The organism is Burkholderia sola (assembly GCF_905400185.1).
GTDB classification, from domain to species: Bacteria; Pseudomonadota; Gammaproteobacteria; order Burkholderiales; family Burkholderiaceae; genus Burkholderia; species Burkholderia sola.
This window is the reverse complement of sequence record NZ_FR989675.1, coordinates 117,607-131,381: the sequence shown is the minus strand read 5'-3', so window position 1 is coordinate 131,381 and position 13,775 is coordinate 117,607. Positions and strand designations below refer to the sequence as shown.

General features: G+C 65.9%; 11 protein-coding genes. 7 read left to right on the top strand and 4 right to left on the bottom strand.

The genetic code is table 11. The features are described from left to right. Nucleotides 1-15: 15 nt before the first annotated feature. Both KR541_RS00595 and KR541_RS00590 read right to left on the bottom strand, forming a co-directional pair. Nucleotides 16-1,170 carry a pyridoxal phosphate-dependent aminotransferase gene (locus tag KR541_RS00595; protein WP_011694020.1) on the bottom strand — a complete coding sequence of 385 codons (1,155 nt, stop codon included), beginning with the start codon at nucleotides 1,168-1,170 and terminating at the stop codon, nucleotides 16-18. A 206-nt stretch (nucleotides 1,171-1,376) separates the two neighbouring features. Then, entirely contained in the window at nucleotides 1,377-2,045 is a 669-nt protein-coding gene (locus KR541_RS00590) for a TetR/AcrR family transcriptional regulator (RefSeq protein ID WP_050015853.1), read from the bottom strand. 120 nt (nucleotides 2,046-2,165) lie between these two features. Here KR541_RS00590 and KR541_RS00585 point away from each other — a divergent pair, with 120 nt between their 5' ends. From KR541_RS00585 to KR541_RS00555, 7 genes are all read left to right on the top strand, one after another. Further along, a complete protein-coding gene (locus KR541_RS00585; RefSeq protein ID WP_050015852.1) occupies nucleotides 2,166-3,818 on the top strand; it encodes an acyl-CoA dehydrogenase family protein in 1,653 nt (550 codons plus the stop codon). 50 nt (nucleotides 3,819-3,868) lie between these two features. Further along, nucleotides 3,869-5,377 (top strand): class I adenylate-forming enzyme family protein, encoded by a 1,509-nt coding sequence (locus KR541_RS00580; protein ID WP_050015850.1) that lies wholly within the window; start codon nucleotides 3,869-3,871, stop codon nucleotides 5,375-5,377. Between the two features lie 172 nt (nucleotides 5,378-5,549). Further along, nucleotides 5,550-6,209 carry a PAAR domain-containing protein gene (locus tag KR541_RS00575; RefSeq protein WP_089488026.1) on the top strand — a complete coding sequence of 220 codons (660 nt, stop codon included), beginning with the start codon at nucleotides 5,550-5,552 and terminating at the stop codon, nucleotides 6,207-6,209. Nucleotides 6,210-6,219: 10 nt separating this feature from the next. Then, complete coding sequence (locus tag KR541_RS00570; RefSeq protein ID WP_089488025.1) at nucleotides 6,220-6,765, top strand: PAAR domain-containing protein; 546 nt, start codon at nucleotides 6,220-6,222, stop codon at nucleotides 6,763-6,765. Nucleotides 6,766-6,769: 4 nt separating this feature from the next. Next, the gene (locus KR541_RS00565) at nucleotides 6,770-7,495 is read left to right on the top strand and encodes a M35 family metalloendopeptidase (RefSeq protein WP_080334332.1); all 726 of its coding nucleotides are present in this window, start codon (nucleotides 6,770-6,772) and stop codon (nucleotides 7,493-7,495) included. Between the two features lie 4 nt (nucleotides 7,496-7,499). Further along, entirely contained in the window at nucleotides 7,500-7,979 is a 480-nt protein-coding gene (locus tag KR541_RS00560) for a hypothetical protein (RefSeq protein WP_124631498.1), read from the top strand. After that, on the top strand, nucleotides 7,976-8,383 hold the full coding sequence (locus tag KR541_RS00555) for a hypothetical protein (RefSeq protein ID WP_080334331.1): 408 nt from the start codon (nucleotides 7,976-7,978) through the stop codon (nucleotides 8,381-8,383). The genes KR541_RS00560 and KR541_RS00555 overlap by 4 nt, the downstream gene beginning before the upstream one ends. Before the next feature lie 225 nt (nucleotides 8,384-8,608). On the opposite strand, the gene KR541_RS00550 is transcribed toward KR541_RS00555, so the two are convergent. Further along, nucleotides 8,609-9,748 carry a branched-chain amino acid ABC transporter substrate-binding protein gene (locus KR541_RS00550; protein WP_050015844.1) on the bottom strand — a complete coding sequence of 380 codons (1,140 nt, stop codon included), beginning with the start codon at nucleotides 9,746-9,748 and terminating at the stop codon, nucleotides 8,609-8,611. Between the two features lie 84 nt (nucleotides 9,749-9,832). Then, nucleotides 9,833-13,765 (bottom strand): trifunctional transcriptional regulator/proline dehydrogenase/L-glutamate gamma-semialdehyde dehydrogenase, encoded by a 3,933-nt coding sequence (gene putA / locus KR541_RS00545; RefSeq protein ID WP_204383527.1) that lies wholly within the window; start codon nucleotides 13,763-13,765, stop codon nucleotides 9,833-9,835. Nucleotides 13,766-13,775 lie beyond the last annotated feature (10 nt).

Here is a 13,775-nt window from a genome sequence, read left to right as displayed (position 1 = left end):
CCGCCGCCGGTTGTCCTACAGCGAACGCAGCCGCCGCGCGCCTTCGACCAGCGTCGCGTCGTCCTTCGAAAAACTGAGCCGGATCACGCCAGCGTCGGTGCCGTCGGTATAGAACGCCGACAGCGGAATCGTCGCGACGCGCGCGTCGCGGATCAGGCGCAGCACGAAATCGCTGTCGCTTTCATCCGAGAAGTGGCGAAAGCGCGCGAGCATGAAGAACGAGCCTTCGCTCGGCAGCAGCTCGAAACGCGAATCGGCCAGCTCGCGCGCGAGCAGGTCGCGCTTGGCCTGGTAGAACGCCGAGAGGCCGAGATAGCTGTCCGGCCGCGCGAGGATCTCCGCGAACGCGACCTGCATCGGCGTATCGGCCGAGAACACCATGAACTGGTGCACCTTGCGGATCTCGTCCATCAGTTCGGCCGGCGCGAGGCAATGGCCGACCCGCCAGCCGGTCACGTGGAACGACTTGCCGAACGACGACACGATCACGCTGCGCTCGGCCAGCTCGCGGTGGCGCGCGACGCTCTGGTGCTGCGCGCCGTCGAACACGACGTGCTCGTAGACTTCGTCGGACAGCACCACGATCCCCGTGTCGCGCGTGAGCTGCGCGAGCCGCTCGAGATCGTCGGCGGAGAACACCGTCGCGGTCGGGTTGTGCGGCGTGTTGACGATGATCATCCGCGTGCGCGGCGTGATGGCCGCGGCCACCTCGTCCCAGTTCACGCGGAAATGCTCGGGCGACAGCTTGATCGCGACCGGCGTCGCGCCTTGCAGCCGCACGATCGGCGCATAGCTGTCGAACGACGGCTCGAAATAGATCACCTCGTCGCCCGGATGCACGAGCGCGCTGATCGCCGCGTACAGCCCCTCGCTCGCGCTCGCGATCACCGTGATCTCGGTCGCCGGATCGTAGCGCGCGCCGTACAGCGCCTCGGTCTTCTCGGCGAGCCGCTCGCGCAGCGCGATCACGCCGGCCATCGGCGCATACTGGTTGTGACCGTCGCGCATCGCGCGCGCGACGCCTTCGACGAGCGCCGGATCGGGCGCGAAATTCGGCGCGCCCTGCGACAGGTTCAATGCGTCGTGTTGAGCAGCCAGTTGGCCGATCACCGTGAAGATCGTCGTCCCGACGTCGGGCAGTTTCGAACGGGGCGCGGTGGCGCTTCGCATGACTCCTCCTCCTGATGTCCTTCGGGCGGGCCGCGCCGTGCGCGACCTGCATCTGCCGCATGATTTAGCCCGAACCAATATCGGCGGACAATCGAAAGTTCGTCATGGAGGCCATGCATTTTTCTCATGGTTCGCCGGGAGAAGAGCTTGGCGGCAAGGCGGGTCTGCGCGCCTGATATGCGAATCAGGCATTTCCCCCGGGAAGGCTACGCGTCCGCGGCCGCGAGATACGCGAGCAGCACGGCTCGCAGTTCGCGGCGCTGCGCGGCGAAATCGAGCGCGGGCCCGAGCGTCAGCAGCGCCTGCGACAGGCCGCCGTAGCAGATCGTATGGGCCATCCGCGCGAGCCCGTCGAGCCGCGCGGCGGGCGGCGGATCGGCCGCGTGGGCCAGCGCGTCGCGCCACAGCGCGACATAGGCGTCGTAATGCCGGCGATAGGCGGTCAGCGGCGACACCTGCCGCTCCAGCGCGAACAGCGCGCCCCACAGCGCCGCGTCGGCGGCGATCGTATCGACCTGGAGATCGACCAGCGCGACGGCGAGCTCGGCCCGCGGCGCACCGCGCAGCCGCTGCACCGCGTCGCGCAGCCGGTCGGCCAGCGCCAGCACGCGGCGATGAATACAGAGCGCCGCGAGGCTCTGCTTGTCGCCGAAATATTCGTAGAAGGTGCCGATGCTGACACCCGCGACGGCCGCGATCTCGCGGATCGTAGCCTTCGCGTAGCCGCGTTCGAGCAAAAGCTGAACGAACGCCTGTTGCAGCGCGTCGGAGCTCGCCTGCGCGCGCGACTGGCGCGGCCGGCGACGCAACGCGGGCGCGGGTTGCGCCGTCGGCGAGCCGGGCGGCGCCGGAACCTGAACATGTCGCGGCGGCATATTTGCTACTCTGAATTCAGCAGGGAATACGTTTTACCGGCAGCCGGAACCCGCGCCGAAGCGCGTTGCGCGCGGCACGACGCCGGCTGACCGTGAAGCATAAGACCGGAGACGACCGCGATGACCGACTCGACCCACGCCGTCACGAACCAGTTCGACGAACTCGTCGACTATAACCTCTTCGCGACGGATCTCGCGCTGCGCGACGCGCTCGTCCGGGCCGGCGCCGACTGGGCCGTACCGCAGCTCGACGCATACGGCGCGCGGCTCGGCAGCGCCGACACCGCGCAACTCGCCGACGAAGCGAACCGCCACACGCCCGAACTGAACGCGTTCGACCGGCGCGGCCGGCGCATCGACCGCGTCGACTTCCATCCCGCCTGGCACGCGCTGCTCGGCCAGTATCGTCACGAAGGCTTCGTGTCGCTCGCGTTCCGCGAGTCGCGCCGCGGCCGCTGGGCCGCGACGGCCGCCGGCTTCTACCTGCACGGCCAGATCGAGGCCGGCACGCTGTGCCCGGCGACGATGACGCAAGCCGCGATTCCCGTGCTGCAGAAAGAGCCGGCGCTGTGGGACCTGCTGCGCGACAAGCTCTACAGCGACGACTACGATGCGCGCGACGTGCCGGTCGCCGACAAGCGCGCGATCTGGTTCGGCATGGGCATGACCGAGAAACAGGGCGGCTCCGACGTGCGCGCAAACACGACGCTCGCCACGCCGGTCGGCGCGGGCGGCCGCGGCGGCGAATACCGGCTGCGCGGCCACAAGTGGTTCTTTTCCGCGCCGATGTGCGACGCGCACCTCGTCGTCGCGCGCACCGAAGCCGGCGGCCCGTCGTGCTTCTACGTGCCGCGCTGGCGGCCGGACGGCACGAAAAACGCGGTCGAGATCCAGCGGCTGAAGAACAAGGTCGGCAACCGCAGCAACGCGAGCAGCGAAATCGAGCTGAACGATGCGTGGGGGATCATGCTCGGCGATGAAGGCCGCGGCATTCCGACCATCATCGAGATGGCCACCTACACGCGGCTGAACTGCGTGCTCGGCAGCGCGGCGATGCTGCGCCAGGGCGTCGTGCAGGCGATCGCGTACACGCGCCAGCGTCACGCGTTCGGCCGCGCGCTCGCCGAGCAGCCGCTGATGCGCACCGTGCTCGCCGATCTCGCGCTCGAAAGCGAGGCGGCGCTGTCGCTCGCGATGCGGCTCGCCGATGCGTTCGAACGCGACGACTCGCCCCGCGAACGCGCGTGGAAGCGGATCGTCACGCCCGCCGCGAAATTCTGGGTCTGCAAGCGCGCGGTCGAGCTGACCGGCGAGGTGATGGAAGTGTTCGGCGGCAACGGCTACGTCGACGACGGCCCGATCGCGCGCCTGTTCCGCGAGGCGCCCGTCAACTCGATCTGGGAAGGCTCGGGCAACGTGATGTGCCTCGACGTGCTGCGCGCGGTGTCGCGCGAGCCCGATGCCGCCGCCGCGCTGTTCGACGAACTCGCCGACCTCGGCGCGGGCGAACCGCGCATCCGCGCGGCGCTCGACGCGTTGCGCGCGATGCTCGCCGCCCCGGCCGACACGCTCGAAGCGTCGGGCCGCGTGTTCGCGCAGCGGCTCGCGCTCGTCGCGCAGGCGTGCCTGCTGCGCCGCGATGCACCGGCGGCCGTCGCCGACGCGTTCGTCGCGACGCGGCTCGCCGCGCCCGACTGGGGCCGTATCGCGGGCGGCTTCGATCCGCGCGCGATCGACGTCGCCGCGCTGCTGCAGCGCGCGTACCCGGCCTGACGCCGGCCCGCTCAACCGAATTCGCGTTCGTTCGCCCGCCCGGAGCCCCGATGAACCTCGTCGCCGCCCTCGACCGCGCCGCCCGTGCGACGCCCGACAAGCCGTTCCTCGTCAGCGAATCCGCGACGATCACGTATGCGGCCGCACGCGAGCGTTCGCACCGCGCGGCGGCCGTGCTGAGCGCGCTCGGCGTCGCGGCCGGCGACCGCGTCGCCGCGATGTGCTTCAACACGCCGGCCTTCGTCGACCTGATGTTCGGCGCATGGCGCCTCGGCGCGGCGTTCGTGCCGATCAACCACAAACTGCAGGCGCCGGAAGTCGACTACGTGCTCGAACACAGCGGCAGCACCGTGCTGCTGTTCGACGTCGCGCTCGCGCCGGTGGTCGAGCGCATCGTGCATCCGGCGCGGCGGCTCGTGACCGAAGGCGAACTCGACGGCGTGCCGAACTTCGACACGATGTGCGCGACGATAGACGGCCTCGCGGGCATCGAGCCGGCCGACGACGACGTCGCGCAGATCCTCTACACGTCCGGCACGACCGGCCGCCCGAAGGGTTGCGTGCACAGTCATCGCACGGTGACGCTCGCCGCGATGCAAGCGGCGCTCGCCATCGGCATCGGCTGCAACGAACGCACGCTGATGGCGATGCCGATCTGGCATTCGTCGCCGCTGAACAACTGGTTCGGCGGCACGCTGGTCGCGGGCGGCACCGTCGTGCTGCTGCGCGAATACCATCCGCTGCGCTTCCTGCAGACCGTCGAGCGCGAGCGCGTGACGCTGTATTTCGGCGCGCCGGTGTCGTACACGCTGCCGCTCGACACGGTCGACGGCTTCGCGGCGTTCGATCTGTCGAGCGTGCGCGCGTGGCTGTACGGCGGCGGCCCGATCGGCGCCGCGCAGGCCGAACGGCTCGCCCGTGCGTATCGCAGTCACGCGTTCTTTCAGGTGTACGGAATGACGGAAGCGGGGCCGGCCGGCACGACGCTGTATCCGGACGAGCAGATCGCGAAGGCCGGCTCGATCGGCCGCCACGGTGGCCCGGGCGTCGACCTGAGGGTCGTGCGGATGGACGGTGTCGATGCGCGGCCGGGCGAGACCGGCGAGATCTGGTTGAAGGCCGACAGCATGATGCTCGGCTATCTCGACGACGCGGCCGCGACGCGTGCCGCGTTCGCGCCGGGCGGCTGGTATCGCACCGGCGACCTCGCACGGATCGATCAGGAGGGCTATCTGTTCATCGTCGACCGGCTGAAGGACATGATCGTCACCGGCGGCGAGAACGTCTATTCGAAGGAGGTGGAGGACGTGCTCGGTGCGCACCCGGACATCGCCGAGGCGGCCGTCGTCGGCGTCGCGCATCCGGACTGGGGCGAGACGGTCGTCGCGCACGTCGTGACGCGGGCGAACGCGGCGGCCGATGCGGACGCGCTGCGCGCGTTCTGCGGCGAGCGGCTCGCCGCGTACAAGATCCCGCGCGAGTTCGCGTTCGTGCAGGCGCTGCCGCGCACGCCGACCGGCAAGTTGCAGAAGTTTCTGCTGCGCGTGCGCAGGGACTGAGTATCCGCGATTGAGCTAGCGCATTCGCGCACGCGCGGTCAATGCAACAGGCGGAACGGAACAAGTAATAGAAGTTACCAGCGCTGAATCATATTCGTCCGATTGATCGACGTTTCTTATCTGGAATAGCGTCTCTAGGCAGCCATTCCATTTACTGAGACAGGGAAGCCGGATGAAAAACGAACACAAAGCACCGACCCATCTTTTCGCCACCGTTGGCGCACTCACGGAACGCGGTGGACGCGTCACCACCGCAACCAGCGGCCTGAACCTGGCAGGATTAGAAGTCGCCTGCGTCGGCGACGTAGTGACCTATGACGACGGCAGCGAGGCCGCGATTATCGACGGCGCGGGAAACAACCATAGCGGAGGCAAGCCGTTCGCGCTGGTCGGCAGCCGGTTGAGCAACGGTGACCGAATTACCGAAACGCCGCGCACCTCATGGGGCATTCACGTGCGGGAGGGGCAAAGCATTGCGGGCCTGTTCGATCCCACCTATGTGCCGCCACCCGCACCGCCTGCCTATAGACTGGCGGTACGTGGCGCGACAACAGCGCGCGGCGATGCATTGCGCGAGCCGTCCGGCACGTGGGAAGTAGCGTCGCACCTGGGAAAGCCTGCCACGGTGGGCGACCTGATCCACTATCCGGACGGTTCAACCGCGCACGTGACGAGCGGTCTGGGTTTGGCAGACAGGCCCGACTTCGCGCCGCTCGCATTCGTTGGAAGCGAACTCGATAACGGCGACACGATCACTGATAGCCCCGAGCGACGAGGCGTGGCGTCGTCCGTTGTATTTGGCATCGTCACCCGCTCGTCCATGCCCCGCTGAGGTAGCGCTCATGATCCGCTACTTTCTTGCCAAAGGCGACCGCGCCGGGGAAGCGGTGATTGTCGAGGGCCTCGATACCGTGACCTGTTCCAATCCGCCGCCGACGGTTCATATCGCCACGCTCGATATGAAGACCTACTGTTCGGCCTGCAAGCGCGAAGGATACATCGCACCGCAAGGGCCGCGCTGGCCCGGTACCGGCCCGAACGGCAAACAGTGGGCATTGAGCGGGGATATCAATGTCTGCGGATGCAACCCACCGCCGATCTTCTACGCTGAGCGCGGCATGCGGATGACTTTCACTGCGGGCGAAATTGCGGCGCTGAATGGGCGCAAACCTGGTGCAGCCCATCTGCCGTTTGCCTCATCGGATGCCGTACATGACGAGCAATTTACCTTGCTCGATGATGCGCACCGCCCGCTCGTCAACGTTCGCTATCGAATCGTCACCGACACCGGGCAGATCTTCGCAGGCATCACGGACGCGGCCGGGCAAACACATCGAATTGCCACCGACGCCGCAGCATCTCTGAAAATCTATACGAAGGGGCATTGACGCGATGAGCGGTTTTTCGGGAAATAAATACGACTTCGAAGATCAGGAAAACGAAGAATGGGTCCTCGTCCATTCGGGGGCCGTCACCAATACCAATCCGGGGTCGATGATCTATGTGTCCATCAACACGATGCCAATTTGCCCCAACATGAGCAACAAGGCATTCAGATCCCTAATAATGCGACTACGGGACACCGCGGTGATCTTAATTGAGGAGCGCATATCGGATCTGGCGCGATGGGATAAAACTGCCCGAGATAGAGTGCAATTCTGGTTTGGCCGAAGCGACGAAGCGATACGTCAAAAACTAAGTTTCGGCCTCCCCAAGCTCGCTGCGGCTATGTGCGAACTACAGCCCGAGAAGATCATCAGATGGGACGAACAAAGCCAGCGGCAACTTACATGCTCAGTGGCCCCTGATACTGGCGCAAATGACGCGGCTGTATGCAAGCCCGATTCGGCACGTCGCATAATCGCGATCTACCCGCATTTCTGCACTGTCGAGGATGTTTACGTTGCTGGAAACTGCAAATTGAAAATTCTCATTCACGAATGTTCCCATTACATTGACACATTCGATGCGGACGACGTCAACTATGGGTTTGCTCGAGGAATCGGATATTGGGCACAAGCCAATCCAGAAGGTGCAGATAGAAATGCAGACAGCATTGCATGCTACATCGCGCACTTTGATGAAATAAGTGAATTCTTAAAAAAGAATATTTGGTGATTGAATGATAAAACTTCTGATCCCCGTTGCTGCGCTTGCTGGTGCCGCTTTTATTCAACACGCAAGCGCTTGTACGATATCGGAACACATGCTCGAAAGCGTGCCTCTGAATTATCCCGGCATTCCAAATGCATATCGAATAAAGATAGTGGATATGGTTTTGGCTGCGCGGCAATGGCCCGATGTTGAAGTGCAGGCGCAAATCATCGCCAGCGCATATGTCGGCGAACGCAACTCCTTGAGTCTGGCAAAGTCGAGAGGTGACCAGCTGAAAGACTTCCTGATACAGCTTGGCATCAAGCCTCAATATATCTATGTTGACACGCACGTCAATCGAATTACATACCCAATCGATAGCACGGGCCATGGAGGATACTTGCAGCTCGGCGTGAGTCTTCTGCCTTTCTGCAAAAATGGATGTGGAAATTTATGCGACGCTCCGGCGTCTCGTCGACAACAAAACTCACCAAATAATAAACTATGAAATTAATTGCCGGCCTATGCGTCGTCGCGTCCAGTCATGCATCTGCATGTGTCGCAAGCGAAAATTTCGATATCCATTTTCCGAAAAACAGTTCATATATATCGAATTCTGAAATCGTCCGCACTGCAAACTGGACAGCAGACCAGAAAATCGCCTACGCACGTCACGTAACCAAGGAAACAACGCTGATTAGCGGCCATGCCGAGGAAAGTGAACAGAGCGCACTGCCCCTTGCACAATCGCGAATGCAAACCGCGTATGCGCTGCTGAAGCAATTCGGTTTTCTACGTGGAACCATTAAGACGAGCGCCCGCGTCTACTCGCATGGGGACGTAGATAATGGGCGGCGTGTGGAAATTTCCTTCCTGCCCGATTGCCCCAACAAGTGCTGTGAAGATAAGTAACCTCGCACTGCCGCCAGTCGCATCGATGAGACATTGACGTACACACGCGGCGCCCCCGTCGGAACATACCCAACCCGTTGAATCATCGCCGGCAAGAGCCGTATGTACTACCTGGCCGTGCACCGCCAAAGAAAAAGCCACCCGGCCCGACGGCCCGGTGGCTTTTTCACACGACCGGCCGGACAGCGACATGCGCCGCCGGCCGCGCGTCACATCAAAGGCTGCTTACTTCCCGCCGATGCTCTTCAGCGGCTTCCAGTCGCCCTTCTCGACCTTGTACATCGTGATGCCGCCGTTCTTGAGGTCCCCCTTCGCGTCGTACGCGACGTGCGTCGACGTGACGCCGGCCATGTCGGTCTTCGCGAGCACCGGCAGGTACTTCGCCGGATCGGTCGAATCGGCCTTCTTCATCGCGTTCAGCATCGCCATCGCGCCGTCGTACGCGTACGGCGAGTACGTCTGCACGTCTTCGCCGAAGCGCTTCTTGTACTTGTCGGCGTAAGCCTTGCCGCCCGGCATTTCTTCCAGCGGAAGGCCGGCCAGCGACGCGATCGTGCCTTCGGCCGCGTTGCCCGCGATCTTCAGGAACGTCGGCGTCTTCACCATTTCGCCGCTCATCAGCGGGGCGGTGATGCCGAGCGCCTTCATCTGCTTGACCATCGGCGCAGCCTGCGAATCCGCGCCGCCGTAGTAGACGAGGTCCGGCTTCGCCGCCTTCAGCTTCGTCAGAATCGCCTTGAAGTCGACAGCCTTGTCGTTCGTGAATTCACGGTCGACGATCGTCGCGCCGCCGGCCTTCGCGGCCTTCTCGAACTGGTCGGCGAGACCCTGGCCGTAGGCCGTGCGGTCGTCGACGATCGCGATCTTCTTCATGCCGAGATCCTTCGACGCGAACGTGCCGGCCACCGAGCCCTGCTGCGTGTCGGACGTCATCATGCGGAAGGTCGTCTTGTAACCCTGCTGCGTGTATTCCGGCGCCGTCGCCATCGCGATTTCCGGAATGCCCGCGTTCGCGTAGATGCGCGAAGCCGGAATCGTCGTGCCCGAGTTGAAGTGACCGAGCATGCCCTTGATGCCGTCGTCGACCAGCTTCTGGGCGACCGTCGTACCCGTGCGCGGGTCGGCCTGGTCGTCCTGCGTGTCGAGCACGAACTTCACGGCCTTGCCGCCGATCTTCGGGTTCGTCGCGTTGAAGTCTTCCAGCGCGAGCACGATCCCGTTCTGCATATCCTTGCCGTAGTGCGCCTGCGCGCCCGTCATCGGCCCTGCGTAACCAATCTTCACGTCGTCCGCATGGGCCGTCCCCGCCAGCGACATGACCGCGACGAACGTCGCGCCTGCCACTTTTTTCATCGTGTGTTGCATAGCATCTCCTTGGTACCAGGGTAAATGGAGCGGCTTCGGGATCGCCTGGCCGCTTCCTTTGTTTGATCCGAACGGCAAGGATGATCAGCCGATCGTCATCAAATTCGCATTGCCGCCCGCCGCGGCCGTGTTCACGCTCACCGAGCGTTCCGTCAGCAACCGCTCGAGCGCGTAGTCTTCCGCGTCGCCGTTCTCGAACGCGCCCGCCGACACGCCCTGCACCGACACGATCGGGCCGGGGCGCTGCGCGACGTCCTTCACGAGCGTCTGCAGCTCGTCGCTGTCGCCTTCGAACAGCACCGCGTCGAACGGCGCGTCGGCCTGCTTGCGCACGGCCGCGTGCGCCTTCAGCGACGCCGGCAGCGCGGCGACCAGCGCCTCGCCCGCCGCACCGGCGAACAGCGCGCGGTTGCCCGTCGCCAGCACCGCCGCGAACTGCGCACGCGCGCCGCCCGGCGTGGCCGCGACACACAGCACCGTGCCGCGCGGGCCGAGTGTATACGTGTTTCGCTCGCCCGTCGGGCCGGTCAGCACCGCGGTTGCGCCGGCTGGCACCTGTGCGAGGTAACCGTCGCAGCGTGCGGCGAGCGCCGGCTCGCGCTGCTCGATCAGCCAGTCGCGCAGTGCGGTGAGCGCTGCCGCCGGATTACCGCGCGCGTCGCCATCGGCCGCGCCGTCCGCGATCAGCGACTCCGCGAGCGCACGCGGCAGCCCCGACGGACGCGTCGCGAGCAGGCGCTGCAGGTACAGCGCGCCGCCGGCCTTCGGCCCCGTACCCGACAGCCCTTCGCCGCCGAACGGCTGCACGCCGACCACCGCGCCGATCACGTTGCGGTTCACGTAGATGTTGCCCACGTGCGCATTCGAGATCACGTGCGCGATCGTCTCGTCGATCCGCGTGTGGATGCCGAGCGTCAGCCCGTAGCCGGTCGCGCGGATCTGCTCGAGCAGCTTGTCGAGCTGGCTGCGGCGGTAGCGCACCACGTGCAGCACGGGGCCGAACACTTCACGCTTCAGCTCGTCGATACTGCCGATCTCGATCAGCGTCGGCGGCACGAACGTGCCGTGCGCGCACGCGTCCGGCATCGGCAGCTGCGTGACCGCATGGCCCTTGTCCTTCATCGCCGCGACGTGCGTGTCGATCGTCTGCTTCGCTTCGCCGTCGATCACCGGGCCGACGTCGGTCGACAGCCGGTCCGGGTTGCCGAGCGCGAGCTCGTGCATCGCGCCCTTGAGCATCGTCAGCGTGCGGTCCGCGACGTCGTCCTGCAGACACAGAACGCGCAGCGCCGAACACCGTTGACCGGCCGAGTCGAACGACGACTGCATCACGTCGGCGACGACCTGCTCCGCGAGCGCCGACGAATCGACGATCATCGCGTTCTGGCCGCCCGTTTCGGCGATCAGCGGAATCGGCTTGCCGTCCGGATCGAGGCGCGCGGCGAGCGTCTTGTTGATCAGGCGCGCGACTTCGGTCGAGCCCGTGAACATCACCGCACGCGTGCGCGGATCGGCGACCAGCGCCGCGCCGACGGTCTCGCCGGTGCCCGGCAGCAGTTGCACCGCGCCGGCCGGCACGCCGGCCTCGCGCAACAGGCGCACGGCTTGCGCGGCGATCAGCGGCGTCTGCTCGGCCGGCTTCGCGAGCACCGTGTTGCCGGCGGCGAGCGCCGCGGCGACCTGGCCCATGAAGATCGCGAGCGGGAAGTTCCACGGGCTGATACAGACGACGGGGCCGAGCGGACGGTGCGTGTCGTTCGAGAATTCGTCGCGGATCTGCGCCGCGTAGTAGCGCAGGAAGTCGACCGCTTCGCGGATCTCGGCGATCGCGTTCGGCAGCGACTTGCCGGCTTCGCGCACGATCAGGCCCATCAGCGTATGCATCTGCGCTTCGAGCAGGTCGGCCGCGCGCACCAGGCAATCGGCGCGCGCATCGACCGGCGTGGCCTGCCAGATCGGCGCGGCGGCCACCGCGTGCGCGAGCGCCGCGCTCACGTGTTCGGACGTCGCTTCGCTGACCGTGCCGACCAGGTCGCGCTGGTCGGCCGGGTTGCGCACCTCGCGCGCCGGCGCGTCGGCGAGCGCGTCGTCGGCGAGCATCGGCGCCGCGCGCCACGGGTGGTGCGCGCTCGCGAGCAGCGCGGACGACAGCGACGCGAGACGGTGTTCGTTCGACAGGTCGAGGCCCATCGAGTTGGGACGCTCGTCGCCGTACAGGTGGCGCGGCAGCGGGATCTTCGCGTGCGGCGCGCCGAGCGGCACGATCTTCGACGCTTCGTCGACCGGATCGGCGACCAGCTCCTTCACCGACACGGTTTTATCGGCGATGCGGTTCACGAACGACGTGTTCGCGCCGTTTTCCAGCAGACGGCGCACGAGGTAGGCGAGCAGCGTCTCGTGCGTGCCGACCGGTGCATACACGCGGCACGGACGATTCAGCTTGTCGCGGCCCGTGACTTCCTCGTACAGCGGCTCGCCCATCCCGTGCAGACACTGGAATTCGTACTGGCCCGGGTAGTAGTTCTGGCCCGCGAGCTGGTAGATCGCAGCCAGCGTGTACGCGTTGTGCGTCGCGAACTGCGGATACACGGCGTCCGGCGCCGCGAGCAGCTTCTTCGCGCATGCGAGATACGACACGTCGGTGTAGATCTTGCGCGTGTAGACCGGATAGCCTTCGAGGCCGTCGACCTGCGCACGCTTAATTTCGCTGTCCCAGTACGCGCCCTTCACGAGGCGGATCATCAGGCGGTGACGGCTGCGGCGCGCGAGATCGATCAGGTAGTCGATCACGAACGGGCAGCGCTTCTGGTAGCCCTGCACGACGAAGCCGATGCCGTTCCAGCCGGCAAGCTCCGGATCGAAGCACAGCGCCTCGAGCAGGTCGAGCGACAGTTCGAGACGGTCGGCTTCTTCCGCGTCGATGTTCAGGCCGATGTCGTAGCGACGCGCGAGCAGCGCCAGCGCGCGCACGCGCGGCAGCAGCTCGCTCATCGTGCGGTCCTGCTGCGAGCGCGAGTAGCGCGCATGCAGCGCCGACAGCTTGATCGAGATGCCCGGGCCTTCGTAGATGCCGCGGCCGCCGGCCGCCTTGCCGATCGCGTGGATCGCCTGTTCGTACGACGCGTAGTAGCGCTGCGCGTCCTCTTCGGTCGTCGCCGCTTCGCCGAGCATGTCGTACGAATAGCGGAAGCCGCGCGCTTCGTACTTGCGGCTGTTCGCGAGCGCTTCGGAAATCGTTTCGCCGGTGACGAACTGCTCGCCCATCAGGCGCATCGCCATGTCGACGCCCTTGCGGATCAGCGGCTCGCCGCCGCGGCCGATCAGGCGCGTGAGCGCCGACGACAGGCCCGCTTCGCTGTTGGTCGTCACGAGCTTGCCGGTGATCATCAGCCCCCAGGTCGCCGCGTTCACGAACAGCGACGGCGCGTGGCCGACGTGCGAGCGCCAGTCGCCCTTGCTGATCTTGTCGCGGATCAGCGCGTCGCGCGTCGCGCGATCGGGAATGCGCAGCAGCGCTTCGGCGAGGCACATCAGCGCGACGCCTTCCTGGCTCGACAGCGAGAACTCGTGGATCAGCCCTTCGACGCCGCCGCCCGAGCTCTTCTCGCGCAGCGCCTCGACCAGCTTCGTCGCGAGCGCCTGCACGTCCGCCTGCAGGTTCGCAGGCAGGCGCGCCTGGCCGAGCAGGAACGGCACGCACTCCGGTTCCGGCCGGCGGTACGCAGCCGTGATCGCCGCGCGCAGCACCGATTGCGGCTGCACGTTCTGCGCGAACTCGAGGAACGGATGCGGCGAGTTGTCGTCGTCGCCGTCCGCGGCCTGACCGTCGGCGAGCTCCGTCACGCCGCTGTGGCCCGACAGCTCGGGCGGCAACTGGCCGTGCTCGATCCGCTCGAGATACGCGAAGATCGCCTGCTTGATCAGCCAGTGGGGAGTGCGCTCGAGACGCGCTGCCGCGTCTTTCAGGCGCGAGCGGAGAAGGTCGTCGACTTTGACGCCGAGAGTCGTGCTTGCCATGGTGGGTTCG